This is a genomic window from Antarctobacter jejuensis (assembly GCF_052266595.1).
Lineage (GTDB): Bacteria > Pseudomonadota > Alphaproteobacteria > Rhodobacterales > Rhodobacteraceae > Antarctobacter > Antarctobacter jejuensis.
Genome location: NZ_JBQQXJ010000002.1, coordinates 62,790 through 85,801, shown reverse-complemented (window position 1 = coordinate 85,801; position 23,012 = coordinate 62,790). Strand labels below are relative to the sequence as shown.

Sequence of the window (23,012 nt, the reverse complement as noted above, 5' to 3'; positions counted from 1 at the left end):
GCAAAACCGGCAAGGCTGTGCCGGTGTCGCACCCCGCTTCGGCGGGCTTTGGCGGATGCCTTTTGCCCCCTCTTCCCCGAAATGCTGCAGTGCAGTATTTGCCGCGCTCTGTTCAACCCGAGTGGAAGAAATGGCTCAGGAAACCGCAACACCAGAGGCCGTCATCACGGCCGCCACCACCACCGTCAAGGGCGACCTTGGCGGATTGATCCTGCTTGGCACCTTCGGCACCGGCGACGCGCCCAAGGCGCTGATCCGCACCGCCGAAGGTGAGGTTGTCACGCTGCAACCCGGCGACAAGATCGGACGCGATCCGGTCATCGCCATCGAGGATGGGCGCATCGCCCTCAACAAGAGCGGCACCACCAACTGGCTGACGCAGCCCGCTGTCGATTAACTGCTGACAGCGCGGCAGCGGCTCCAGCTGACCGGCGCGCTGCCGTCGATGCTGACCTCGACCTCTTCGTCGGACAATTGCTGGATCACGATGACCGCGCCGGCATCTGCCCCGCCTTCGGGCATCACGAACTCATAGCGGTGCCGGCTGTATTGCCCGTCCGTTTCGATCCCCGACGGCGCAACCACCCGGCTGCCCTTGATGGTCAGGCTCTCTCCCTCGGGCGAACACCATTCGCCCGAGATCTCATCCGCCAGACCGGCGGCGGGGATCAGGCCCACGCAGGCCGCAAAAACCAGTCGCAACATCTTCGCTCTCCCACCAGTCATGCCTCCTCCATCCTGACGCAAGCCGGGCCGTCTGCACAGCCCCTTGACCGCCCCCCCCTTGACCACATGTGCAAAGCCGCTCACACCATCGTCATGAACCTGCTCGATCTCGACGCCCGCTGGCGGCGCTTCAACGATGACAGCCGCGCCTGCCCCTGCTGCGGGCGCAGCTTTTCCGGCATCTTCGACCTTGGCTTTGACGCGCCGGAGGACTGGCCGCATCTGCAACGCGGCGAGGATGTGGAAATCGACGGCGACCGGCTCACAACCGAACTGGCCCGCATCAATGGGCGCTATTTCCTGCGCGCGGTGCTGACCCTGCCCCTGCGCGGCAGCGATGACGCCTTCAGCTTCGGCCCTTGGGCCGAGGTGCCCGAACCGGTCTTTCGCGCCTATCTCGCCACGCTGGAGGATCCCGCAACACCCTTCCCCGATGCCGAGGGGCTGCTGGCCAATCCGCTGCCCGGTTTCGACGATGAGACCGGCACCGCCGTCACCCTGTCCCTGCCCGACCCGGCGCAGCGTCCGCAGATGACCGTCCTCGACGGCGCGCTGGCAGAGGCGCAGGCGCAAGGCATTTCTTTTGACGATCTTCTGGACATCTACGCCGACTCCGGCGACGACATCCGCCCGCATCTGCTGGCCGATTAGGCCGAAATCGTCCGCCCCGCTCGGGCCAAAGGTTAAGGCCGGGTAAAACCGTCCTTGTAACCCCTTGATTCTGCATTCCCCCTAAGCTGTCCACGCGTGGACACGCTTTGCCGCGGCCTGCCCCGCTTGACCGCGCCCCAAAACCCCGGCACATCACCGCCATGACAAAGCTTGCCCTCATCACCGGCGCCTCCCGCGGCCTCGGCTTTGCCCTCGCCGAGGCCCTCGCGCCCGAGCATCACATCATCGCCGTGGCCCGCACCGTCGGCGGCCTCGAAGAGCTGGACGACCGCATCCAGGCCAAGGGCGGCAGCGCCACGCTGGCCCCCATGGACGTGACCGACCGCGACGCCATGGCCCATCTCTGCCGCTCGATCCATGACCGCTGGGGCGCGCTGGACCTCTGGGCCCACACCGCCATCCATGCCAGCGCCCTGACCCCCGCGCCCCACATCGACCCCAAGGAATGGCGCAAGGCCCTGACCACCAATGCCGACGCCATGGGCCACCTGGTCCCCTTCGTCGCCCCCCTGCTGGGAGAGGCCGGAACCGCCCTTTTCTTTGACGATCCGGTGCAGGGCCAGAAATTCTACGGCTACTACGGCACCACCAAGGCCGCGCAGATCGCGCTGGCCCGCAGCTGGTCTGCCGAAACCGAACGCACCGGCCCAAAGGTCCACGTCCTGACGCCGAAGCCCATGGCCACCGCCACCCGCGCCCGTTTTCACCCCGGTGAGGACCGCGCTGCGCTGGCCACGGCAGAGGCCGAGGCAAAGCGCCTGCTCGCCACGCTCGACTAACCCGCCCGCGCCGGAAAGCCACGCCCGACGTCTTTCCATGCCTGCACCGCAGGCATGGGCGGACCGCCGCTTGCCCCACGCCCGCCGTTTCAATACAGAGAAACAAATCAATCCGGGCGGGCCAGAATGCGCATCCTCATCACCAATGACGACGGTATCAACGCACCGGGGCTGAAGGTGCTCCGGCATATCGCCGAGGAGCTTGCAGGCCCCGAAGGCGAGGTCTGGACCGTGGCCCCCGCCTTTGAACAATCCGGCGTGGCGCATTGCATCTCCTACACCCACCCGACGATGATCGCGAAACTGGATGAGCGCACATTTGCCGCCGAAGGCAGCCCCGCCGATTGCGTGTTGGCCGGCCTGCATGACGTGCTGAAGGAAGATCCGCCGCACCTCGTGCTTTCGGGGGTGAACCGGGGCAACAACTCGGCCGAGAACGCGCTCTATTCCGGCACGCTCGGCGGCGCGCTTGAGGCGGCTCTGCAGGGCCTGCCCGCCATCGCCCTGTCACAATACTACGGGCCCGAAAACGCCTTGGCCGACGACCCCTTCGAAGCCGCAAGAGAGCACGGCGCCGCCGTGGTCCGCCGCATCATGCGCGCCGACCCGCCGCAGCAGAGCGGCTACCGGCTGTTCTACAACGTGAATTTCCCGCCCGTCTCGGCGGCGAACGTGCAGGGCCTTGTCGCAGCCCCTCAAGGCCTGCGCCGCGACACCCGGTTTTCGGTCGAAGCGACGCATTCGCCCTCTGGCCGCAGGTTCCTCTGGGTGCGCGGCGGCGATCAGCGCGCCGCAACCGAAGAAGGCTGTGACGCGGACATGAACCTCAAGGGCTGGATCAGCGTCACGCCCATGCGCGCCGATTTGACGGATCACGCCGCCCTCGCCGCGCTGGGGGACGCGTTCGGATGAGCTTCGACGCCGAAGCCAAGATGCAGTTTCTCTTTGCACTCCGCTCCAAGGGCGTAACCGACAAGGCGGTCCTGAACGCGATGGAGCGGATCGACCGTGGCCTGTTCATCCAGGGCTATTTCACCGACCGCGCCTATGAGGACATGCCGCTGCCGATCGCCTGCGGGCAGACCATTTCGCAGCCCTCCGTCGTCGGCCTGATGACGCAGGCGCTGAAGGTGGGACCGCGCGACAAGGTGCTGGAGGTCGGCACCGGCTCTGGCTATCAGGCGGCGGTCCTCTCGCTGCTGGCGCGGCGGGTCTATACCGTCGACCGCCACCGCCGGCTGGTTCAGGCGGCCCGCGCGGTCTTCGACCAGTTGGAGCTGACCAATATCACCGCCTTTACCGCCGATGGTTCCTTTGGCCTGCCCGATCAGGCGCCCTTTGACCGTATCATCGTGACCGCAGCCGCCGAAGACCCGCCCGGCCCCCTATTGGCCCAGTTGAAGATTGGCGGTATCATGATTGTGCCGGTCGGGCAGTCCGACGCAGTGCAGAGCCTGATCCGCGTCACCAGGCACGAAAGCGGATATGAATACGACGAAATGCGGCCCGTACGCTTTGTGCCGCTGGTCGAGGGGCTCGGCAAGGATTGACCGCTGCCCCGGCGCGGCGGTAGGACAGCGCCGCAAATGCAGTGAAGCCCCGGAGACAGGGGCGCATGTGAGGATATCGAGATGAGCTTTGCCTCCCGCCCAATGACGGCCCTTGCGCTGCTTGCCCTGTTGTCGGCCTGTTCCGATGGCTTTGACCTAGACCTGCGTGGCGGGATCGGCGGGCAGGTGGACACCACCGATGCCGCGCTCAGGGCCACGACAGACCGCCCCGACCCGGATGATCGCGGCGTCATCTCCTACCCCAGTTACCAGGTCGCCGTTGCGCGGCGCGGCGATACCCTGTCAGACGTGGCCGCCCGCGTTGGCCTTCCCGCCTCGGAACTGGCGCGCTACAATGGCATTCAGGCCAACGACCCGCTGCGCCAAGGCGAAATCGTCGCCCTGCCGCGCCGCGTGGCCGAACCCTCGCCCCTGACCGGCGCGGCCACCACCGGCCCGATCCAGCCGCCATCGTCGGTGGATGTCACCACTCTGGCCTCGAACGCGATCAACAACGCCCCCGACACCAGCCGCCGCAGCAGCAGCGATGTCCGGACCGGGGTGGAACCGATCCGGCACAAGGTCGCGCGTGGCGAGACCGCCTTTACCATCGCGCGGCTCTATCAGGTCTCGCCCCGGGCGCTGGCCGAATGGAACGGGCTCGACAGCCAGTTCCGCATCCGCGAAGGCCAGTACCTGCTGATCCCGGTGGCACAGGCCACCGCCGCCGCGCAGCCGCTTGACGCCAATGTACCGGCTCCGGGCGCAGGCTCGCCCACGCCGGTGCCGCCCTCGGCCGCCACGCCGCTGCCGGAGGTCACGCCGGAACCGCGCGTCGCGGCCAAGCCCGACCCAAAGCCGACCCAACCGATCGTCGACATCGGCCAGGACAAGGCCAAATCGGCCGCCGCCATGGTCATGCCCGTCTCTGGCCCGATCATCCGCGAATACAGCGCCGGATCGAACCCGGGCATCGACATCAGCGCCTCGCCCGGCACGCCGGTCTCTGCCGCCGCAAACGGCTCTGTCATCAGTGTCAGCAAAAAGACCGATGGCGCCAGCTTTGTCATCGTCCGCCACCCGGACAACCTGAACACGGTCTACCTGAACGTGGCCGATATCACCGTGAACGTAGGCGATTCCGTCAGCAAGGGTCAGCAGATCGGCCGCGTCGCACCGGGTGACGTGGGCTTCCTGCACTTCGAGGTGCGCAAGGGTCTCGATAGCACGGACCCGATGTCCTACCTGAAATAACCGGCCCCAAGGGGCGTGTCAGCCCAGCGACACGCCCTTCTTTCCCGCCAGATCGACAAAGAACTGCCAGGCAACCCGACCGGACCGCGCCCCGCGCGTCGCCTGCCATTCGATGGCCCCCGCGCGCAGTTCCTCGTCTGAAACCTGCACGCCATAGGCATCGCAATAGCCCCGGATCATCTCCAGGTATTCGTCCTGCGAACAGGGGTGGAATCCCAGCCACAGCCCGAACCGATCCGACAGCGACACCTTTTCCTCGACCGCCTCGGAGGGATTGATCGCGGTTGACCGTTCGTTCTCGATCATGTCGCGCGGCATCAGGTGGCGGCGGTTCGACGTGGCGTAGAACAGCACGTTCTCGGGCCGCCCCTCGATCCCGCCGTCCAGCACCGCCTTCAGGCTTTTGTAGTGTTCATCGTCATGGCTGAACGACAGGTCATCGCAGAACAGCACAAAGCGCGCCGACGCACCGCGCAGCACGTTCAGCAACCGCCCAACAGATCCCAGATCCTCGCGCTGCAATTCGACCAGCTTCAGCGGCAGACCTTCTGCCTGAACTGCGGCGTGTACCGCTTTGACAACACTGGATTTCCCCATGCCCCGCGCGCCCCAGAGCAGGGCGTTGTTCGCGGGCAATCCGCGCGCGAACTGGCGGGTGTTCTCCAACAGGGTATCGCGCGACCGGTCGATCCCCACCAGCAGGTCCAACTCGATGCGGTTGACCCGTTGCACCGGTTCCAGCCGATCCGGATCGACATGCCAGACAAAGGCCTCTGCCGCGTCGAACTCCGGCACGGGTTGAGGCGCCGGAGCCATCCGCTCCAGCGCCTCGGCGATGCGTTTCAGCGAAATCCGCTTGCCGCCTGTTTTCGTCACTTGCGCTCGTCCTCGTCGAACTCCGCCATCAGCGGGTCATTCTCCGTGTCGGGCTCTTCCTCGAACCACAGGCCCTGCGCCTTCAGGTCGGCCTCACGCCGTTTCTCGACGCGGCGCACAAGGAAGATGGACACCTCGTAGAGGCCATAGACCACGGTGAACAGGATCACCTGCGTCACCACGTCCGGCGGCGTCACCAGCGCGGCCAGCACCAGAATGCCCACCGCCGCGTATTTGCGCACCGATCCCAGACCTTCCGCGCTGACCATGCCGGCCTTGCCCATCAGGGTCAGCAGCACGGGCAGCTGGAAACACAGGCCAAAGGCCATGATGAACACCAGCGAGGTCTGCAGGCTCTCGTTCACCTTGCCGAAGAAGGTGATCTTCAGCCCCTCGGTCGTTTCCGGCACCGCCACGGCGGCCACCCCTTCGGCATCGACCGTGCCGGACATCAGGTTGGCAAAGACCGACGGCGCGTCGGTGAAGCCAAGGAAAAAGGCCATCGCCAGCGGCGTCACCACCAGATGGGCAAAGCTGGCCCCCAGCAGGAACATCACCGGAGAGGCGATCAGGAACGGCAGAAAGGCGTTCTTTTCGGACCGGTACAGGCCCGGCGCGATAAACCGCCACAACTGGTGCGCGATGACCGGAAAGGCCATCGCAAAGCCGAACACCAGACCGATGCGGAACAGAACGAAAAGGTATTCCTGCGGGCTGGTGTATTGCAGCGTCGGCGACGGGTCGCCCAACGCCCGCAGCGTGGTTTCGATCGGCACCAGAAGGTAACGCAGGATATGTTCGGCGATGAAATCGCCGTTGATCGGGATGAAGCAGATGCAGATGCCGATCAGCAGGGCAATCACCGACCGGATCAGGCGGGTGCGCAGTTCTGCCAGATGCTCGATCAGCGGGGCCGAGCTGTCCTCGATCTCGTCATTGGCATTGTTCATGCCTTGGTGTCCCCTTCTTCCGGACCCGCCGGGGCCGGTGTCTCATCCGCCTTCAGCGACGCTTCGAGTTCCTCGGCCCGTTTCAGGGCGTCCTCGGCCTCGCGCTGCTTGCGCGCGGCAGAGGCGCGGGCGGCGTTGGCCTCGATCTTCTTGCGGGCCTCGTCGCGTTCCTTGGCCAGCTTGCCGGTCTCGCTGTCCGGGTCGAGGTTGGTCATGGACTTGGCGGCGTCCTTGACGCCGTCCATGGCACTGCTCACCGGGTTGGTCGCCGTCCTGATTGTCTTGGCCACGTCGCGCACGCCGGATTCATCCGCCGCCTCGTTCATGGCACGACTGAATTCGCGCGCCATCCCGCGCGCCTTGCCCATGAACCGGCCCACGTTGCGGAACAGCACCGGCAGGTCCTTTGGACCGACGATGATCAGCGCAACGATCCCGATGATCAGCAGTTCGCCAAAACCAAGATCGAACATGGTGGATTACACCTTGTCCTTGTCTTTTTCGTCTTCGGGCGTGACGTCCTTGGCCTCTTCCGCCTTCTGGTCTTCCAGTTCGGCGGTGCTTTCGCTGACGCCCTTCTTGAAGGCCGTGATGCCCTTGCCCACTTCGCCCATCAGCGAAGAGATCTTGCCGCGGCCGAACAGCACCAGCACGACGACGGCGATCAGCAGAAGGCCGGGAAGGCCGATGTTTCCGATACCCATGGTCTCTCTCCTTGGCAGTGCGGTGCCCGTCCCGGGCCCGCGCATGAATTCCACGAAGCGTATCTATAGTCTGTTCCGTCTCCGGAAAAGCGCCGAAACGACAAGAAAACCGGTTCGTTTTGTCATGACCTTGTCAGTTGTCAGGTTTTTGTCAGTATGTGACCCGATGGAGGGGCCGAAATGAATCGCAAGGACCGGCTTTATGCCCTGATGCAGCGCCTGCGCGACGGCAAGTTGCACACCGCAGAGGCGATGGCACAGGATCTGGGCGTCTCCGTCCGCACGATCTATCGCGACATGGAGGTGCTGGCCGCCTCCGGCGTCCCGGTCGAGGGCGCGCGCGGCTATGGATATACCGTGCAGGCCGCGATCACCCTGCCACCCCTGAACCTGACCGACGGAGAGCTGGAGGCGCTGCATCTGGCGCTGGCGGCACTTGGGGCCTCTGATTTGCCGGAACAGGCGGCGGACGCCCGCAGGCTGGCGGCCAAGATCGAGGCCGTGCTGCCCGAGGATGCCGGGCCGACGCCCGCCCCCTTCGGTTTTGCCACCGATGCCTTTGCCGAGGCTGCGCGCGGCTTTGCCCATATGCCCGTCATCCGCGCGGCGATTCGCGCCCGCCAGCGCCTGCGCATCGGGCTTGGCGGGGCCATGCATGACATCCGCCCGCTGCACATCGACTATTTTGGCCGGGTCTGGACCTGCGTCGCATGGGATGAAAGCGCGGGCACCTTCTCCACCTTCCGCATCGACCGCATCGAAAGCCTGACACCCCTGCCCGGTCTCTTTGTGGACGAGCCGGGCAAGACCCTCGCCGACTGGCGCGCGCGCAGCGATTGAGGCTACCTGCGGTGGCGCCATTCGTTAGGCAGAGGTAAAATCGTCTCTGGAAGCCATTGAAGTCGTTACGTCAACTAGGGCGCCACGCGTGGACACCCTATTCCGTCCCGGCCTGCAACTCCGCCAGCCAGCCCTCGACCCGCTTGCGATTCACCCCCATGTCCGAGGTCCCGAACCGGGCCCGCGCCCAAAGTTCCAGCACCTCGCCTTCGGCCCGGACGGTGGTGTAGTCGGGAAAGCCCATCCATTTGGACCGCGTCACATAGGTGGCCTGACCCTCATCCGGCCCGCCAGCCAGAACATCGGTGCGCGGGGTCGACAGGATGATCGTGTGCAGCCGAACAAAGCCGTCCTCACCCGCCCCCGAAATCCGCCGCCGCACCCCGGCGGCCAGATCCTGATCCGCCGTCACCTGGGGATCGACGTGCCAGACCGCCGGATCCGACGGCGCAAGACGGATCCATGCCAGCCCGCCGATGGCCAGCAAAATCAGAATGAAAAATATCATGCGGATCAATGTCCCAAACCCCGATTGCGCCACTCCCCGCCTTCGGCATGCCACGGATAGCGCCGATTCTGAAAGCCAAGCTTTTGGAAATCCGCGGGCATCAGCCGCCGCGCCGCGTCCAGCCCCAAAGGCAAAGCAGTTCCGTCGCCACATGGGCAGCGGCGATGGCCGTGGCTCCCGTGGTGTCGAACGGCGGCGAAACCTCGACCACATCGCCGCCTTTCAGGTCGATCCCCGCAAGGTGGCGCAGGATCACCGCCGCCTGATGGCTGTTCAACCCGCCCCAGACCGGCGTGCCCGTGCCCGGCGCAAAGGCCGGGTCCAGCGCGTCGATGTCGAAGGTCAGGTAGCAGGGCTGTGCCCCGACGATCTCATGCACCCGCTGGGCAATGCGCTCCGGCCCCTCGTCATGGACCTGCCGGGCGTCAAGGATGTTGAAGCCGATGGTATCTGGATTGTCCGTGCGGATACCGATCTGCACCGACCGCTCCGGCACCACGATCCCCTCTTTCGCGGCCTTGTACATGAAGGTCCCGTGATCGACGCGGGCGAAATCATCATCTGCCCATGTGTCCGTATGTGCATCGAACTGGATCACGCTCAGCGGTCCGTGCTTTTCCGCATGCGCCCGCAGACAGCCCAGCGTCACCGAATGGTCGCCGCCCAGAACGATACAGCCCGCGCCCGCGCTCAGAATGCCGCCCACATGTTCGGCGATGCGGTCCGGCACCTCGGAGGGCATGGCGTAGTCGAAGGCCATGTCGCCATAATCCGCGATGGCGAATTCGGACAGCACGTCAAAGTCCCAGCCATAGGGCACATCCATCGTCTGCAAGAGCGACGCCTCGCGGATCGCGCGAGGGCCCAGCCGCGTGCCGGGACGGTTGGTCACCGCCTGATCGAAAGGCAGCCCGGTCACGGCCACGTCCACGCCGGTCAGATCCTTGGTGTACTTGCGACGCAGAAAAGACGGCGCCCCGGCAAAGACGTTTTCAAAGGACGGCCCCTTGAGGTCTTCGCGTGTGAAGGCGTGGTCGATCTGGCGTTTGGCGTCTTCGAGGCTCATCTGAACAGTCCTGCATGTTGATCGGGGCAAGGGGGCGCTGCCCCCTCTTGGCCTGCGGCCAATTCACCCCCGGCGGTATTTTCAAAGAGAAGAAACAGGGCCGGTCAGCCCAGCGGCAAGGCCTTTTCGACGAGGCGGGCGAAAAAGCTGGCCCCGACCGGCGCGATCCTGTCGTTGAAGTCATATTTCGGGTGATGGCAGACCGGCCCCTCCCCCTGTCCGAGGAAAAGGTAGGCGCCCGGTCGCGCCTCCAACATGTAGGAGAAATCTTCGCCCGGCATGATCGGTGGCGCGTCAAGTTCGACGGCCTCGGCCCCGACGACCTCTCGCGCGACTTCGGCGGCGAATTCGGCCTGTTCCGGGTGATTGATCGTCGGCGGGTAACCTTCCTCGTACTCAAGCTCCGCCGACATTCCGAAGCTTTTGGCCTGGAACTCGGCGATTTCGGCCATGCGGTCCTTGACCACGGCCTGCACAGCCTTGTCGAAATAACGCACGGTGCCGTTCAGCACGGCGGTTTCCGGCACGATGTTCATCGCCGTGCCGGTATGGATCTGGGTCACGCTGACAACCAGCCGGTCCAGCGCATCGACGTTGCGGCTGACGATCGTCTGCAGCGCCTGCACTATCGATGCCGCGCAGACCACGGGATCACGGGTCTGGAATGGCATGGCCCCGTGGCCGCCCTGCCCGGTGATCCGGATCGTGAATTCATCCACCCCCGCCAACAGTGCGCCGCGATTGGTCAGCAGATTCCCTGCCGTCTCTCCGGGCGCGTTGTGAATGCCGTAGACCTCTGCAATGTCGAACCGGTCCATCATGCCCTCTTCGACCATGATCCGCCCGCCGCCATCGTTCTCCTCGGCCGGCTGAAAGATCAACGCCACGCGGCCGGCGAAATTTCGGGTCTCCGACAGGTATTTCGCCGCCCCCAGCAGCATCGTCGTATGACCGTCATGGCCGCAGGTATGCGCCATGCCCGGCACTTTCGACGCATATTCCGTGCCGGACAGGTCCTCCATCGGCAGCGCGTCCATGTCGGCCCGCAGCCCGATGGTGCGCCCCGGCGCGCGGCCGTCGATGAGGGCGACGATGCCGGTCCGGGCGATGCCGGTGTGGATTTCCGTGATGCCGAATTCCGTCAGACGCTCGACCACGAACTCCGCCGTCTTGAAGCAGTCCAATCCCAATTCCGGGTGTTGGTGCAGGTACTGCCGCCATGCGGTCATGTCCGGTTCGAGCGCGGCGATGGAATTCACGATGGGCATTGATATCTCCTTTGCGCGCAGACTGCCCGCTTGGCGCGGAGATGAAAAGACCGTGAGCATCGCGTGCTGGTTACAGGGCGTGCCGCCGTTCGATCAGGGTGGCAAAGAAGCTTGCCCCATAGGGTGCGGCGGCATCGTTGAAGTCGAACTGCGGGTGATGGACGGAGGGGCCGATCCCCTGCCCGAGGAACAGGAAGGCGCCGGGGCGGGCCTCCAGCATGTAGGAAAAATCTTCGGCCCCCATCTCGGGCGGCAGGTTGTCGATGACGGAGGCCGAGACCTGATGCCCGATGTCGGCGGCGAAACGGGTCTGTTGCGCATGGTTGATGGTGGGCGGGTAATTGCGCTGGTAATCGAGTTCGGCTTCGACGCCATACCCCGCCGCGATGCTGGAGACGATTTCGGTGATACGCCGCTGCGCCATGTCCCGCACATCGGGTGTCAGGCTGCGCACGGTGCCGCCCAGGCTGACCTCTTCGGGGATGATGTTCGACGCACTGCCGCCGTGGATCATGGTCAGGGAAACCACCAGCGCCGCCAGCGGATCGGTGTTGCGCGAAACCACCGTCTGCAAGGCCTGCCCGATGGCAAGCGCGGCGGGCATCGGATCCCGGCAGGTCTGCGGATAGGCGGCATGGCCTCCCTGCCCGCGCACCGTGACATAGAATTCATCCGCTGCCGCCATGATCGGACCCGGAGTGGTGCGGAACTCTCCCAGTTCGCCAAAGGGGTCGGTGTGCAGCGCATAGACCTCCTGCACGCCAAAGCGGTCCATGATCCCTTCCTCGACCATGATGCGCCCGCCGCCCACGGTTTCCTCCGCCGGTTGAAAGATCAGCACCACGCGGCCCGTGAAGCGACGCGTTTCGGAAAGGTATTTCGCAGCCCCCAGCAGCATCGTGGTATGGCCGTCATGGCCACAGGCGTGCATCCGCCCGGGCACGGTGCTGGCCCAGTCTGCGCCGGTGTTTTCCTGCATGGGCAACGCGTCCATGTCGGCACGCAGGCCGGTTACAGGGCCGTCGCCCTGGCCTTCGATCACCGCGACGACGCCGCTGGTGGCGATGCCTTCATGGATCTCGGTCACGCCGAAGTCGCGCAGCCGTTCGACCACGAAACGCGCCGTTTCATGGCAGTCGAGGCTCAGTTCCGGGTGCCGGTGCAGGTGGCGCCGCCAGCCTGCCATCTCGTCGGCAAATCCGGCTATCCGGTTGATGACCGCCATGGCTGGACTCCCTGCGCCTGATCCCTCATGTCGAGGACTAAAGGGCCAAAGCGAGGGCGGATGCAATGAGTGACGATCTGATCCACGATCCGAAAGGCGGGATGCCGCGTCTGGTGGAAATCATGCGGCGGCTGCGCGACCCCGAAGGCGGCTGCCCCTGGGACCTGGAACAGAGCTTTGCCACCATCGCGCCCTATACCATCGAAGAGGCCTATGAGGTCGCCGACGCGATCGAGCGCGAGGCCTGGGACGAGTTGAAGGGCGAGTTGGGCGACCTGCTCTTCCAATCGGTCTTTCACGCGCAGATCGCTGCCGATGCCGGTCTATTCACCTTTGACGAGGTGGCCGACGGGATGTCGGACAAGATGGTGGCGCGGCATCCGCATGTCTTTGGCGATGCGACCCGGGACAAGTCGGCCGAGCAGCAGACCCGCGACTGGGAGACGATCAAGGCCGCCGAGCGCGCGGCCAAGGCGGAAACCGGGGTGCTGGACGGGGTGGCTTTGGGATTGCCCGCGCTTTTGCGGGCGGTGAAGCTGCAGAAAAGGGCGGCGCGGGTGGGGTTCGACTGGCCCACCACGGATGAGGTCATGGACAAGCTGCGCGAGGAAATGGACGAGCTGCGGCAGGCACCCGACGATGAGGAACGGTTCGAGGAGTTCGGCGACCTGCTGTTTGTCATGGCCAATCTGGGGCGGCATCTGGGGATCGATCCGGAGGCGGCGCTGCGGGCGGCCAATGCGAAATTCACCCGGCGGTTCCGGGCGATCGAGGCGGCGCTGGCAGAGGATGGGCGGCGGCCCGAGGACAGCGATCTGGAGGAAATGGACGGCCTTTGGGATGCGGCCAAGGCGGCGGAAAAGGCTGCGAAAAAGGCCGGGGAAAAGGCTGGGGGCTGAGGCCGTGGATTTGGGTGTCCACGCGTGGCGCCCAAGTTGACGCAACGACTTCAATGGCTTCCAGAGACGAATTCACCTTTCATTGACGATTGCCCGCGTCGGCGCGGCCTCACCGCCCCATCAAGTCAAGCAGGTCATCCGGGCGTGAGGTCAGGACTGACAGGCCTTGATCAAGCACCCGCTGCCACGGCTGCGGATCGCCGTTTTCCGTCAGCGCGAAATCCTCACCCGAGGACCAGCCGGAGACCGCGAGGGTCACCCCCGCCGACCGGGCCTGTGCCACGAAATCGGGCGTCAGGCCGCGACTGCGGACAAAGACAATCCTGAGGGCGCCGGGCAGTTGCGCCTGCAACCCGGCAAGGTCCGCCGCGTAATCCCGCGAGCGGTAGAGAACGGCGCCCACGGGCACACCCGTCCTCTGTGCCAGATCCCGCAGCTGTCCCTGATCCGTGCCGGAGACGTAGAGTTGAAACAGCATGAGGTTGGACGGGTCATGCCGTTGCAACACAGGCGCAAGGCTGTCGACCTCATAGGTTTTCAGCCCCAGCGCCAGCAGGACGCGCCCCTGTGCCAGCGACAGGGCCTGATCCAACGTCGGCACAGGCAGGGCATAGCCCCCGGCACCATCGGCCAACCGCAGCCTTGCGATCTGATCCCGCGTGTAGTCCCGCACATAATCCTTGCCGCCCCGCGCGGCGCGGCTGGGTCCGCCGGGCGGGCCTTTGGGATAGATGCTTTCAACATCGGTCGTCCGGTTCAGCGTCGGGTCATGCATCAGGATATAGCCGCCATCCGCCGTCAGCTGCATGTTGATGTGCAGCATGTCCGCGCCCCTATCGATGCCGTATTGAATCCACAGCAGCGAGTTTTCCGGGGCGTCCCCCATTTGGGCAGTGCGATGAGCGATCACCAAAGGCGGCGAGGTTCCTGAAAGGCGATCGGACAGGGAGACCTGCGCAAAGCCCGCCGGACCAAAACCGCAAAGCGCCGCCACGCCAAGGATCACGTTTCTGCGCCGCATGGTCCCTGTCCCCCTCTTCCCAATTGCATCTGCACGGGATGTTAGAGCCGCAGGGCCGGGCCGGCCTTGACCGGGGTCAAAGGGCGGCGCGGGAACGACGGATCGAAATCCACCTGGCAGACAAACGAAAAGCGGCGCCCCGGATAGGAGCGCCGCCAGACGTCGTCATGAAATGACGTAAGACTTACTGAGCTTCGGAGATGAATTTCACCGCGTCGCCGAAAGTCTGGATGGTTTCGGCTGCGTCGTCCGGGATCTCGATGCCGAACTCTTCTTCGAAGGCCATGACCAGTTCCACGGTGTCAAGGCTGTCGGCGCCGAGATCGTCGATGAACGAGGCCTGCTCGGTCACCTTTTCTTCTTCGACGCTCAGGTGCTCGACCACAATCTTCTTCACGCGATCTGCGATGTCGCTCATGTTTCTTCCTCACAAGTTCTGTCGGACCTTTCGGCCCATTTTGCCCTGCCCCGTGGCGTGGCGTCTGGTGCCCTTGCGGGCGGCTCGATCTCCCGGTGGTTCCGGGTGCGCCTAGAATCCCGCGAACGGGGCTCCGGCAAAGAATCTGGGGGGCCTATAACACAGGCGGAAAGGATGGCAAACGCTTTCCCATGCCGCGATGCAACAGGCCGCCAGCGCTATCACAACATGGCCATACCGCCGTTCACGTGCAAGGTGGTGCCGGTCAGATAGCCGGCCTCGGCGCTGGCAAGGAACAACACGCTGGCGGCGATTTCCTCGGGCGATCCCATGCGTCCGGTGGGGATCTGCGTCAGGATCGCGCTTTTCTGATCATCGGTCAGTTTGTCCGTCATCGCGGTTTCGATAAAGCCCGGCGCAACCGCGTTCACGGTGATGCCGCGGCTGGCGACCTCATAGGCCAGCGATTTGGACATGCCGATCATGCCCGCCTTGGCGGCGGCATAGTTGCCCTGCCCCGGATTGCCGGTGGCGCCGACGACGGAAGAGATGTTCACGATGCGGCCCCAGCGGGATTTCATCATGCCGCGCAGCACGCCCTTGCACAGGCGGAAGGTGGAGGTGAGGTTGACCTCCAGCACGCTGGCCCATTCATCCTCTGACATGCGCATGAAGAGGTTGTCGCGGGTGATCCCGGCGTTGTTCACGAGGATATCGACGCTGCCCATCGCCTCTGCCGCCTGTTTCGGCAGGGCATTGACGGCCTCGGCGTCGCTGAGATTGCAGGGCAGGACATGGGCGCGGTCGCCCAGTTCGGCGGCCAGCGCCTCGAGCGGTTCCACGCGGGTGCCCGACAGGGCCACGGTGGCGCCCGCGCCGTGCAGCGCCTTGGCGATGGCGCCGCCGATGCCGCCCGAGGCGCCGGTGATCAATGCGTTCTTTCCGGTCAGGTCGAACATGGCTAATTCCCTTTCTAGACGTCTTTGGGCCCGCAGGTTTTGGTCCTTGGCCTCAGCCCTTGGCGGCCTCTGCGGCGGCGGTCACATCCGCGGCAGAGCCGATGTTGCGCACGGTGGCGGGCTTGTGGATGCGGCGGACCATGCCGGAGAGCGCCTTGCCCGCGCCGATTTCCCAGAAATCGGTCACGCCGTCCTCTGCCATGCGGGCCACGGATTCGCGCCAGCGGACAGCGCCGCAGATCTGCGCCTTGAGCAAAGCACGGATCTGGTCTGGATCGCTGACCGGCGCGGCCTGAACATTGGCGACGACCGGCACGGCGGGGGCGGTGATTGTGACGGCATCCAGCGCCTCGGCCATGACCTCTGCGGCGGGCTGCATCAGGTCGCAGTGGAACGGCGCGGAGACGGGCAGCATGACGGCGCGCTTGGCGCCCGCCGCCTTGGCGATTTCACAGGCGCGTTCGACGGCGGCCTTGTGGCCGGAGATGACCACCTGCGCGGGGTCGTTGTCATTGGCTGCGGCGACAACCTCGCCCTGAGCGGCCTCTGCGGCCACCTTGCGCACGGCCTCAAGGTCCAGTCCCAACAGGGCGGCCATCGCGCCGACGCCCACCGGCACGGCGGCCTGCATGGCCTGCCCGCGCTTGCGCAACAGCCGCGCGGCATCGGCCACGGTCAGGGCGCCAGCGGCGGTGAGGGCAGAATATTCGCCAAGCGAGTGACCGGCCACAAAGGCGGCGGCGTCGATGGTGATGCCTTCGGCCTCCAGCGCGCGCATGGCGGCGAGCGAGGTCGCCATCAGCGCTGGCTGCGCGTTTTCGGTCAGGGTGAGGGTTTCGATCTCACCTTCCCAGATCAGGGAAGAGAGCTTTTCGCCCAGAGCCTCGTCGACTTCGTCGAAGACGGCGCGGGACGCCGGGTAGGCCTCGGCAAGATCCTTGCCCATGCCAATCGTCTGCGCCCCTTGTCCGGGAAAGATGAATGCGCGGCTCATACCCACTCCTCGCCATGATGTTCCGTTTGACAGGGCTTAACGGTCTGCGCGCCGGGGCGCAATCATCTGGCGTTGGAGGGGCGGGGTTTTCGGGATCAGACGCGCTGTTCCAGCGCCCCCGAGAACAGGCCGAGGCCCCAGGTCATCATGCCGATGGAGGCGCCGAGCTTGAACAGAACCATCGACGGGGCGATCGCGGCGCCCGGAGCCAGCCACAGCCCCAGTGAGGCCAGAACCAGCGCCGCGCCCAAGACCAGACGCAGCAGGGGCGCCAGACCGGCGGCATCCGTTGCGGTTTCACAAGCCTGTTCGCTGGGGGTCATTTCGGTCAGGGCCATGTCAGGATCTCCGCTGGTAGGCTTGCGCCCGGTTCGTCTCGGGGTTCAATTCAGGGTTCATCTTTCGTTAACCATTAATAACCCTCAGATTGTGCCCGGAATGGGGCGCGGCAGGGGCGATCCAGAGACAAGTTCCGGCTCTTGCGCGCGAGCCAGATCCGTGTATACGGAGCGCTCTCTTCGCAACGACGTTTACCCGCGCAGTCTCTCGTGGGCAGGGCGCGAAGGGACACTGGCCCCTGCCCTATGAAATGCGCCTTGATAGAAATGGAGTGCACATGCCGCTTTACGAGCATGTCTTTATCTCGCGTCAGGATCTGTCCAACGCGCAGGCCGAAGGCCTTGTCGAACACTTCTCCACGGTTCTCACGGACAACGGCGGCAAGGTCGTCGAATCCGAGTACTGGGGCGTGAAGACCATGGCCTACAAGATCAACAAGAACCGCAAGGGCCACTACGCCTTCCTGAAGACCGACGCGCCTGCCGACGCGGTTCAGGAAATGGAACGCCTGATGCGCCTGCATGACGACGTCATGCGCGTTCTGACCATCAAGGTCGACGAGCACGCCGAAGGCCCCTCGATCCAGATGCAAAAGCGCGATGAGCGCGGTGACCGTGGCGACCGCCGCGGTGGCGACCGCCGCCCCCGTTCGTAATCTGAAGAAGGAGAGCTAAACCATGGCTGCAAAACCGTTTTTCCGCCGCCGCAAGGTCTGCCCCTTCTCGGGCGACAACGCACCCAAGATCGACTACAAGGACACCCGTCTGCTGCAGCGCTACATTTCCGAGCGCGGCAAGATCGTCCCCTCGCGCATCACCGCCGTCTCGGCAAAGAAGCAGCGTGAACTGGCCCGCGCCATCAAGCGCGCCCGCTTCCTCGCCCTGCTGCCCTACGCCGTGAAGTAAGGAGTACGAGCAATGCAAGTCATCCTTCTCGAACGTGTGGCCAAGCTGGGCCAGATGGGCGACGTCGTCGACGTCAAGCCCGGTTTCGCGCGCAACTACCTGCTTCTGCAGGGCAAGGCGCTGACCGCTTCCAAGGAAAACATCGCGCAGTTCGAAGAGCAGAAAGCTCAGCTCGAAGCGCGCAACCTTGAGACCAAGACAGAGGCCGAGGCCCTGGCAGAGCGTCTCGGCGGACAGCAGTTCGTCGTGATTCGTCAGGCGTCCGACGGCGGCAACCTCTACGGCTCCGTCACCACCCGTGACGCCGCCGAAGTTGCCACCGCCGAAGGTTTCACCATCGACCGCAAGCAGGTTCTGATCCGGACCCCGATCAAGGAGCTGGGCCTGCACGAAGTCGAGGTGCACCTGCACCCCGAGGTCATGGTTGCGATCACCCTGAACGTTGCCCGTTCGCCCGAAGAGGCCGAACTGCAGCAGTCCGGTAAATCCATCCAGGATCTGGCAGCCGAGGAAGAGGCACAGGCCGATTTCGAAGTCAGCCAGCTGTTCGACGACCTCGGCAGCGCCGCATCGGACGACGACGAGGGCGATGTCCCGACCCGTCCGGCCGCAGATGCCGCCGAAGGCGACGACGACTGATCCTGCCCCACGGCAGACCGAAACAAGGACCGCGCATCGCAGGATGCGGGGTCTTTTTTTTTGGGCGGGAGCATTGGGCCCGGGTATCGCCAATCCCCGCCGTCCTGCGGCAAGCAATCCCCCTGATCGGCGGAACCCGGATCCGACACGGGTTTGCCTTGCCGCGCGATGACGCCTAAACCAAGGGAAACCCCTGCAAGGAGACGCGCGTGTCCCAAGACTACCCTGTGTACGGCCGGATCGACGGCCCCATCGTGATCATCGGCTTCGGTTCCATCGGCAAGGGGGTCTGGCCACTGATCGAACGTCATTTCGACTATGACGCCGACAAGCTGACAGTGATCGAACCGGACGCCCGGCAGGCCAATTTCCTGCGCCAGCACAAGCTGAACCACCTGCAGGTTTCCCTGACGCCCGATAACTACCGCGAGGTGCTGGGAGGGTTGTTCCCGGAGGGCAAAGGCTTCTGCGTGAACCTGTCGGTCGATACCTCCTCTCTGGACCTGATGAAGTTCTGCCGTGAGATCGGGGTGCCCTATATCGACACCGTGGTCGAACCCTGGGAGGGCTATTACTTTGGCACCACCGACAACGCCGCGCGCACCAATTATGCGCTGCGTCAGGCAGTGCGGGATGAAAAGGCGCGCAATCCCGGCGGCACCACGGCGGTCAGCTGCTGCGGGGCGAACCCCGGCATGGTCAGTTGGTTCGTCAAGGAGGCGCTGCTGACGCTGGCGCGGGACACCGGGCGCGATGCGACGGTGCCCGCGGATCGCGCGGGATGGGCCAAGCTGATGCAGTCCCTGGGCGTCAAGGGCGTACACATCGCCGAGCGGGACACACAGGCGCGCCGCCTGCCCCGTCCGCGCAATGTCTTTGTGAACACATGGTCGGTGGAAGGGTTCATCGCCGAGGGGTTCCAGCCCGCAGAGTTGGGCTGGGGCACGCATGAGACGTGGTTCCCGGAGAATGGCCACCGGCATGAGACCGGCTGTCAGGCGGGGATCTGGCTGGAACGGCCCGGCGCGATCACCCGCGTGCATACATGGTGTCCGACGCCGGGGCCGCAGTTCGGTTTCCTCGTCACGCATAACGAGGCGATATCCATCGCGGATTATTACACCGTCGGTGAAGGGGCCGCGCCGGAGTTCCGCCCGACCTGCCATTATGCCTATCACCCCGCCGATGATGCGGTGCTGTCGCTGCATGAGATGTTCGGGTCGGGCAAGCAGCAGCAAAAGCATCACATCCTCACCGAGGACGAGATCGTCGAGGGGATCGACGAATTGGGCGTGCTGCTGTTCGGGCATGAGAAGAACGCGCTGTGGTTCGGCTCTCGGCTGTCGAACGATGAGGCGCGGGACCTGGCACCCTATCAGAACGCGACGGGGTTGCAGGTGACATCGGCCGTGCTGGCGGGGATGGTCTGGGCGCTGGAGAATCCGGGCGCGGGCATCGTCGAGACGGACGAGATGGACCACGCGCGGTGCCTTGAGGTGCAGCGGCCCTACCTTGGCCCGGTGGAGGCGCATTACACCGACTGGACGCCGCTTCAGGACCGGTGGGAGCATTTCCCCGAGGATATCGACGAGAGCGATCCCTGGCTGTTTCGGAACGTGCTGGCAAGCTGATCCGGACCGGCGCGGCGGGGGACGTCGCGCCGGGTGTCCACGCGTGGACAGGTTAGGGGGAATGCAGAATCAAGGGGTTACAGGGACAAATTCATCCTTTGTTTAGAAAGAGCCGGTCCGGAAGAGGTGATTTCCGGACTCTGTGGCCCCGGAATTCGACAGACGGTCAGGCAGTTTTGCCGTCCCAGTTCCGCGCTTTTGCGATCATGGTGGGGACAATTCCGCCTTGGCGGAGGCAGGCGACCTCGAACGCGGTTTCTACGGCGGCGCGGACGCGGATCACCCAGTCAGGCGCGCCGCCCCCCGTCAGTGTCACATCGAACAGAGCGCGAGGCACCAAAGCCTCTGCGGGCACGTCGATCTCAAAGCGGGTGTCGGGGCGGATATTGGCGTCCCTGGGGATGAAACCATCGGCAATCTCTAGCGGAAGCACCCCCATTCCGATCAGGTTGGACCGGTGGATGCGTTCGAAACTGCGCGCGATGATGGCGCGGACACCCAGCAGGGCGACGCTCTTGGCGCCCAGTCGCGGCTGGAGCCCATGCCGTAGCGCTCTCCGGCCAGCAGGATCGCGGAGGTGCCGCTGTCCGCCAGACGCGCGGCGGCCCCGAACACCGGCAGGACGCTGCCATCCGCCAGCGTCGTATGCGCGGGCGGCAGGTCTGGCGCCAGAAGGTTATGGGCCAACCGGTTGGTGAAGGCGCCGCGCACCATCACCTGCCAATTGCCGCGATAGGAGGCATAGACATTGAGGTCCGCGGGATCGGCCCCGTTGGCGATCAGCCATTTCCCTGCATCGCTGTTCGGGTCGATCCAACCCGCCGGGGAGATGTGATCGGTGGTCATGTCGTCGCCAAGGACCATCAGGGGCGCGGCGCTGTAACGGCCCAGTTTTCCCGCCTCTATCGTGGATGTGTATTTCGGACGGCGCAGGGTGCGCGAGGCCGGGTCCCATGGGAAACGGGCCTGCGCGGGGGCATCGATCCTGTCCCACTGGGTGCTGCGGCTGGATTGCGCAAAGCGCGCCGGAACGTCGCCGGGACGGAAACCCGTGGTCATGGCGGCGGCGATCTCTGCCTCTGTCGGCCAGATCTGGGCCAGTGTCACAGGTGCGCCCGTCCCGTCATGCCCCAAGGGCGCGGACAGGATGTCGCCGCGAATGTCGCCTTTCAGCGCGAAGGCGACCACCATCGGCGGCGAGGTCAGAAACCCCAGGTCGAGCTTTGGGTGGACGCGGCCGGGAAAGTTGCGGTTGCCTGACAGAACGGCCGCGATCGCCCTGCCCTGAGCCAAGGCGGTTTCGATGACCTCCGGCAAGGGACCGGAGTTGCCGATACAGGTGGTGCAGCCGAACCCGACGATGCCGAACCCCAGCGCCGACAGATCCTCCAGCAGTCCGGCGCGGGTGAGGTAGTCCGCCGCCGAGGGTGAACCTGGCGCAAGCGAGGTCTTGACCCAATGCGGGGGGCGCAGGCCGCGCGCCCGCGCCTTGCGGGCCAGCAGACCGGCGGCCATCAGCAGACGCGGATCGGAGGTGTTGGTGCAACTGGTGATCGCGGCGACGCCAATGGCCCCATCGGGCACCGTGCACCCCTCTGCCGGGGGGGCCTGCAGCCGTCGGCCAATGGCCTTTTCGACAGATGGCGCGGCCTCGGCGGGGGGGCGGCGGTCCTGCGGGCGGCGCGGACCGGCGATCAGGGGCCGTAGCGCGGCAAGGTCGATGGTGATGTCCGCGTCAAAGCGCGGCGTCTGATCGGGGTCGAACCACAGGCCCATGGCGCGGAACACCGGTTCGATCAGGCGGGTCAGGCTGTGCGGGCGTGCGGTACGGGTCAGATAGGCGACCGTTGCCGCATCTACCGGGAAGAACCCGGTGGTGGCGCCATATTCGGGCGCCATGTTGGCGACCACGGCCCGGTCATCCGCCGAGAGGCTGGCCACGCCCGGCCCGAACAACTCTACAAAGCGGCCCGCCACGCCAAGGCGGCGCAACTGGTGCGTCACCTCCAGCGCCAGATCGGTGGACAGCACGCCGACCGGCAGGGCCCCGGTCAGGCGCACCCCCACCACCTGCGGCATGGACAGCGTAGCCGGCTGACCGAACATGACGCTTTCCGCCTCCAGCCCGCCGATGCCCCAGCCCAGAACCCCGATCCCGTTGATCATGGGCGTGTGGCTGTCGGTGCCCAAAAGCATGTCGGGAAACGCGCGCCCGTCGCGGGTGATTTCCAGCACGGTTGCCAGTTGTTCAAGGTTGATCGTGTGCATGATGCCGGTGCCGGGGGGATGCACGCGCACGTTCTGCATGGTTTGCGCCGCCCATTTGAGAAAGGCGTAACGCTCTGCATTGCGGCGGATTTCATTGCGGCTGTTGATGGTCAGGGCGTCCGGGCGCGCATAGCGGTCCACGGCAAGGGAGTGATCGACCGAGACATCGACCGGCAGCAGCGGGGACAGGCGTTCCGGATCCTGCCCGGCCTCTGCCAAAGCGTCCCTCAGCCCGGCGATATCGGCCAGCGCCGGTGTGCAGGTGGTATCGTGCATCAAGAGGCGGTTGGGCTGAAAGGTGAATTCGAAGGGCGCGGCGCGCCCTGCGCACCAGTCGTCCAGCGCGCTGAGCAGCGGGGCCACTTGCCCTGTCGTGCGGATGTGGTTCTCTGCCAGCAGGCGCAGCACATGCGGCAGGTGGCCCAGGCGCGCACCCATGAGGCCGCGCAGGTCCGTCACCCGCAGCGGCTCCGCCGGGGTCTTGATCTCGATCTCTGTTTTCATCTTGGGTGTCTGGCCCC

General features: G+C 65.3%; 26 protein-coding genes and 1 pseudogene. 12 read left to right on the top strand and 15 right to left on the bottom strand.

Going from position 1 to position 23,012, the window contains the following annotated elements; translation table 11 throughout:
- The first annotated feature begins 130 nt into the window (after positions 1 to 130).
- Positions 131 to 397 (top strand): amidophosphoribosyltransferase, encoded by a 267-nt coding sequence (locus ACTXGA_RS03085; RefSeq protein ID WP_443391662.1) that lies wholly within the window; start codon positions 131 to 133, stop codon positions 395 to 397.
- Here the strand turns inward: ACTXGA_RS03085 and ACTXGA_RS03080 are convergent.
- Positions 394 to 705, bottom strand: coding sequence for a hypothetical protein (locus tag ACTXGA_RS03080; protein WP_443391661.1), 312 nt, complete (start codon positions 703 to 705; stop codon positions 394 to 396). The two genes, ACTXGA_RS03085 and ACTXGA_RS03080, sit on opposite strands and share 4 nt — an antisense overlap.
- 114 nt (positions 706 to 819) lie before the next feature.
- Here ACTXGA_RS03080 and ACTXGA_RS03075 point away from each other — a divergent pair, with 114 nt between their 5' ends.
- From ACTXGA_RS03075 to ACTXGA_RS03055, 5 genes are all read left to right on the top strand, one after another.
- Entirely contained in the window at positions 820 to 1,377 is a 558-nt protein-coding gene (locus tag ACTXGA_RS03075) for a DUF2199 domain-containing protein (RefSeq protein WP_443391660.1), read from the top strand.
- Positions 1,378 to 1,538: 161 nt separating this feature from the next.
- Positions 1,539 to 2,177 (top strand): SDR family NAD(P)-dependent oxidoreductase, encoded by a 639-nt coding sequence (locus tag ACTXGA_RS03070; protein WP_443391659.1) that lies wholly within the window; start codon positions 1,539 to 1,541, stop codon positions 2,175 to 2,177.
- Between the two features lie 126 nt (positions 2,178 to 2,303).
- A complete protein-coding gene (surE, locus tag ACTXGA_RS03065; RefSeq protein ID WP_443391657.1) occupies positions 2,304 to 3,089 on the top strand; it encodes a 5'/3'-nucleotidase SurE in 786 nt (261 codons plus the stop codon).
- Positions 3,086 to 3,727, top strand: a complete 642-nt coding sequence (locus tag ACTXGA_RS03060; protein ID WP_443391656.1) for a protein-L-isoaspartate(D-aspartate) O-methyltransferase — start codon at positions 3,086 to 3,088, stop codon at positions 3,725 to 3,727. The genes surE and ACTXGA_RS03060 overlap by 4 nt, the downstream gene beginning before the upstream one ends.
- 81 nt (positions 3,728 to 3,808) lie before the next feature.
- Positions 3,809 to 4,981, top strand: coding sequence for a LysM peptidoglycan-binding domain-containing protein (locus ACTXGA_RS03055; protein ID WP_443391655.1), 1,173 nt, complete (start codon positions 3,809 to 3,811; stop codon positions 4,979 to 4,981).
- Positions 4,982 to 4,999: 18 nt separating this feature from the next.
- On the opposite strand, the gene ACTXGA_RS03050 is transcribed toward ACTXGA_RS03055, so the two are convergent.
- From ACTXGA_RS03050 to ACTXGA_RS03035, 4 genes are read right to left on the bottom strand one after another with little or no spacing between them, the layout of a single operon-like run.
- Entirely contained in the window at positions 5,000 to 5,797 is a 798-nt protein-coding gene (locus tag ACTXGA_RS03050) for an ATP-binding protein (RefSeq protein ID WP_443392025.1), read from the bottom strand.
- Between the two features lie 56 nt (positions 5,798 to 5,853).
- Positions 5,854 to 6,807, bottom strand: a complete 954-nt coding sequence (tatC, locus tag ACTXGA_RS03045) for a twin-arginine translocase subunit TatC (protein WP_443391654.1) — start codon at positions 6,805 to 6,807, stop codon at positions 5,854 to 5,856.
- Positions 6,804 to 7,280: a Sec-independent protein translocase protein TatB gene (gene tatB / locus ACTXGA_RS03040; protein ID WP_443391653.1), complete on the bottom strand. Its 477-nt coding sequence runs from the start codon at positions 7,278 to 7,280 to the stop codon at positions 6,804 to 6,806. Before tatB ends, tatC begins: the two co-directional genes overlap by 4 nt.
- A gap of 6 nt (positions 7,281 to 7,286) precedes the next feature.
- Positions 7,287 to 7,511 carry a twin-arginine translocase TatA/TatE family subunit gene (locus ACTXGA_RS03035; protein WP_443391652.1) on the bottom strand — a complete coding sequence of 75 codons (225 nt, stop codon included), beginning with the start codon at positions 7,509 to 7,511 and terminating at the stop codon, positions 7,287 to 7,289.
- Positions 7,512 to 7,691: 180 nt separating this feature from the next.
- Between ACTXGA_RS03035 and ACTXGA_RS03030 the strand changes: the two genes are divergently transcribed.
- Positions 7,692 to 8,351, top strand: a complete 660-nt coding sequence (locus ACTXGA_RS03030) for a helix-turn-helix transcriptional regulator (protein WP_443391651.1) — start codon at positions 7,692 to 7,694, stop codon at positions 8,349 to 8,351.
- Positions 8,352 to 8,448: 97 nt separating this feature from the next.
- Here the strand turns inward: ACTXGA_RS03030 and ACTXGA_RS03025 are convergent, their stop codons facing one another.
- The 4 genes from ACTXGA_RS03025 to ACTXGA_RS03010 all read right to left on the bottom strand — a co-directional run bounded on the left by ACTXGA_RS03025 (position 8,449) and on the right by ACTXGA_RS03010 (position 12,418).
- Complete coding sequence (locus ACTXGA_RS03025) at positions 8,449 to 8,859, bottom strand: DUF1499 domain-containing protein (protein ID WP_443391650.1); 411 nt, start codon at positions 8,857 to 8,859, stop codon at positions 8,449 to 8,451.
- A 100-nt stretch (positions 8,860 to 8,959) separates the two neighbouring features.
- Complete coding sequence (gene speB / locus ACTXGA_RS03020; RefSeq protein WP_443391649.1) at positions 8,960 to 9,925, bottom strand: agmatinase; 966 nt, start codon at positions 9,923 to 9,925, stop codon at positions 8,960 to 8,962.
- Between the two features lie 104 nt (positions 9,926 to 10,029).
- Complete coding sequence (locus ACTXGA_RS03015; protein WP_443391648.1) at positions 10,030 to 11,193, bottom strand: M20 aminoacylase family protein; 1,164 nt, start codon at positions 11,191 to 11,193, stop codon at positions 10,030 to 10,032.
- Between the two features lie 70 nt (positions 11,194 to 11,263).
- On the bottom strand, positions 11,264 to 12,418 hold the full coding sequence (locus ACTXGA_RS03010) for a M20 aminoacylase family protein (RefSeq protein ID WP_443391647.1): 1,155 nt from the start codon (positions 12,416 to 12,418) through the stop codon (positions 11,264 to 11,266).
- Positions 12,419 to 12,483: 65 nt separating this feature from the next.
- On the opposite strand from ACTXGA_RS03010, the gene mazG reads away from it, so the two are divergent.
- Positions 12,484 to 13,317: a nucleoside triphosphate pyrophosphohydrolase gene (gene mazG / locus ACTXGA_RS03005; protein WP_443391646.1), complete on the top strand. Its 834-nt coding sequence runs from the start codon at positions 12,484 to 12,486 to the stop codon at positions 13,315 to 13,317.
- Positions 13,318 to 13,426: 109 nt separating this feature from the next.
- On the opposite strand, the gene ACTXGA_RS03000 is transcribed toward mazG, so the two are convergent.
- The 5 genes from ACTXGA_RS03000 to ACTXGA_RS02980 all read right to left on the bottom strand — a co-directional run bounded on the left by ACTXGA_RS03000 (position 13,427) and on the right by ACTXGA_RS02980 (position 17,047).
- Positions 13,427 to 14,338 (bottom strand): glycerophosphodiester phosphodiesterase, encoded by a 912-nt coding sequence (locus ACTXGA_RS03000; protein ID WP_443391645.1) that lies wholly within the window; start codon positions 14,336 to 14,338, stop codon positions 13,427 to 13,429.
- A 184-nt stretch (positions 14,339 to 14,522) separates the two neighbouring features.
- Complete coding sequence (locus ACTXGA_RS02995) at positions 14,523 to 14,756, bottom strand: acyl carrier protein (RefSeq protein WP_443391644.1); 234 nt, start codon at positions 14,754 to 14,756, stop codon at positions 14,523 to 14,525.
- A gap of 221 nt (positions 14,757 to 14,977) precedes the next feature.
- Positions 14,978 to 15,715, bottom strand: coding sequence for a 3-oxoacyl-ACP reductase FabG (gene fabG / locus ACTXGA_RS02990; protein ID WP_443391643.1), 738 nt, complete (start codon positions 15,713 to 15,715; stop codon positions 14,978 to 14,980).
- Positions 15,716 to 15,767: 52 nt separating this feature from the next.
- Complete coding sequence (gene fabD, locus ACTXGA_RS02985) at positions 15,768 to 16,709, bottom strand: ACP S-malonyltransferase (RefSeq protein WP_443391642.1); 942 nt, start codon at positions 16,707 to 16,709, stop codon at positions 15,768 to 15,770.
- Positions 16,710 to 16,804: 95 nt separating this feature from the next.
- The gene (locus ACTXGA_RS02980) at positions 16,805 to 17,047 is read right to left on the bottom strand and encodes a hypothetical protein (RefSeq protein WP_443391641.1); all 243 of its coding nucleotides are present in this window, start codon (positions 17,045 to 17,047) and stop codon (positions 16,805 to 16,807) included.
- A 278-nt stretch (positions 17,048 to 17,325) separates the two neighbouring features.
- Between ACTXGA_RS02980 and rpsF the strand changes: the two genes are divergently transcribed.
- From rpsF to ACTXGA_RS02960, 4 genes are all read left to right on the top strand, one after another.
- On the top strand, positions 17,326 to 17,703 hold the full coding sequence (gene rpsF, locus ACTXGA_RS02975) for a 30S ribosomal protein S6 (RefSeq protein WP_443391640.1): 378 nt from the start codon (positions 17,326 to 17,328) through the stop codon (positions 17,701 to 17,703).
- Positions 17,704 to 17,725: 22 nt separating this feature from the next.
- Complete coding sequence (rpsR, locus tag ACTXGA_RS02970) at positions 17,726 to 17,953, top strand: 30S ribosomal protein S18 (protein ID WP_005982441.1); 228 nt, start codon at positions 17,726 to 17,728, stop codon at positions 17,951 to 17,953.
- Between the two features lie 12 nt (positions 17,954 to 17,965).
- Entirely contained in the window at positions 17,966 to 18,592 is a 627-nt protein-coding gene (gene rplI / locus ACTXGA_RS02965; RefSeq protein WP_443391639.1) for a 50S ribosomal protein L9, read from the top strand.
- Positions 18,593 to 18,801: 209 nt separating this feature from the next.
- On the top strand, positions 18,802 to 20,223 hold the full coding sequence (locus ACTXGA_RS02960; protein ID WP_443391638.1) for a homospermidine synthase: 1,422 nt from the start codon (positions 18,802 to 18,804) through the stop codon (positions 20,221 to 20,223).
- Positions 20,224 to 20,389: 166 nt separating this feature from the next.
- On the opposite strand, the pseudogene acnA reads toward ACTXGA_RS02960, so the two are convergent.
- Positions 20,390 to 22,995 (bottom strand): annotated as a pseudogene (gene acnA / locus ACTXGA_RS02955) (aconitate hydratase AcnA).
- Positions 22,996 to 23,012: the final 17 nt, after the last annotated feature.

Bases quoted from the DNA above. Each gene is read 5' to 3' on its own strand.
- speB (WP_443391649.1), bottom strand. From the start codon at position 9,925: ATGAGCCTCGAAGACGCCAAACGCCAGATCGACCACGCCTTCACACGC.
- mazG (WP_443391646.1), top strand. From the start codon at position 12,484: ATGAGTGACGATCTGATCCACGATCCGAAAGGCGGGATGCCGCGTCTG.
- ACTXGA_RS03050 (WP_443392025.1), bottom strand. From the start codon at position 5,797: ATGGCTCCGGCGCCTCAACCCGTGCCGGAGTTCGACGCGGCAGAGGCC.
- tatC (WP_443391654.1), bottom strand. From the start codon at position 6,807: ATGAACAATGCCAATGACGAGATCGAGGACAGCTCGGCCCCGCTGATC.
- ACTXGA_RS02980 (WP_443391641.1), bottom strand. From the start codon at position 17,047: ATGGCCCTGACCGAAATGACCCCCAGCGAACAGGCTTGTGAAACCGCA.
- ACTXGA_RS03015 (WP_443391648.1), bottom strand. From the start codon at position 11,193: ATGCCCATCGTGAATTCCATCGCCGCGCTCGAACCGGACATGACCGCA.
- rpsR (WP_005982441.1), top strand. From the start codon at position 17,726: ATGGCTGCAAAACCGTTTTTCCGCCGCCGCAAGGTCTGCCCCTTCTCG.
- ACTXGA_RS03030 (WP_443391651.1), top strand. From the start codon at position 7,692: ATGAATCGCAAGGACCGGCTTTATGCCCTGATGCAGCGCCTGCGCGAC.
- ACTXGA_RS02995 (WP_443391644.1), bottom strand. From the start codon at position 14,756: ATGAGCGACATCGCAGATCGCGTGAAGAAGATTGTGGTCGAGCACCTG.
- ACTXGA_RS03025 (WP_443391650.1), bottom strand. From the start codon at position 8,859: ATGATATTTTTCATTCTGATTTTGCTGGCCATCGGCGGGCTGGCATGG.
- tatB (WP_443391653.1), bottom strand. From the start codon at position 7,280: ATGTTCGATCTTGGTTTTGGCGAACTGCTGATCATCGGGATCGTTGCG.
- ACTXGA_RS03055 (WP_443391655.1), top strand. From the start codon at position 3,809: ATGAGCTTTGCCTCCCGCCCAATGACGGCCCTTGCGCTGCTTGCCCTG.
- rpsF (WP_443391640.1), top strand. From the start codon at position 17,326: ATGCCGCTTTACGAGCATGTCTTTATCTCGCGTCAGGATCTGTCCAAC.
- ACTXGA_RS03085 (WP_443391662.1), top strand. From the start codon at position 131: ATGGCTCAGGAAACCGCAACACCAGAGGCCGTCATCACGGCCGCCACC.
- ACTXGA_RS03060 (WP_443391656.1), top strand. From the start codon at position 3,086: ATGAGCTTCGACGCCGAAGCCAAGATGCAGTTTCTCTTTGCACTCCGC.
- ACTXGA_RS03080 (WP_443391661.1), bottom strand. From the start codon at position 705: ATGTTGCGACTGGTTTTTGCGGCCTGCGTGGGCCTGATCCCCGCCGCC.
- ACTXGA_RS03075 (WP_443391660.1), top strand. From the start codon at position 820: ATGAACCTGCTCGATCTCGACGCCCGCTGGCGGCGCTTCAACGATGAC.
- rplI (WP_443391639.1), top strand. From the start codon at position 17,966: ATGCAAGTCATCCTTCTCGAACGTGTGGCCAAGCTGGGCCAGATGGGC.
- fabG (WP_443391643.1), bottom strand. From the start codon at position 15,715: ATGTTCGACCTGACCGGAAAGAACGCATTGATCACCGGCGCCTCGGGC.
- fabD (WP_443391642.1), bottom strand. From the start codon at position 16,709: ATGAGCCGCGCATTCATCTTTCCCGGACAAGGGGCGCAGACGATTGGC.
- surE (WP_443391657.1), top strand. From the start codon at position 2,304: ATGCGCATCCTCATCACCAATGACGACGGTATCAACGCACCGGGGCTG.
- ACTXGA_RS03070 (WP_443391659.1), top strand. From the start codon at position 1,539: ATGACAAAGCTTGCCCTCATCACCGGCGCCTCCCGCGGCCTCGGCTTT.
- ACTXGA_RS03010 (WP_443391647.1), bottom strand. From the start codon at position 12,418: ATGGCGGTCATCAACCGGATAGCCGGATTTGCCGACGAGATGGCAGGC.
- ACTXGA_RS03000 (WP_443391645.1), bottom strand. From the start codon at position 14,338: ATGCGGCGCAGAAACGTGATCCTTGGCGTGGCGGCGCTTTGCGGTTTT.
- ACTXGA_RS03035 (WP_443391652.1), bottom strand. From the start codon at position 7,511: ATGGGTATCGGAAACATCGGCCTTCCCGGCCTTCTGCTGATCGCCGTC.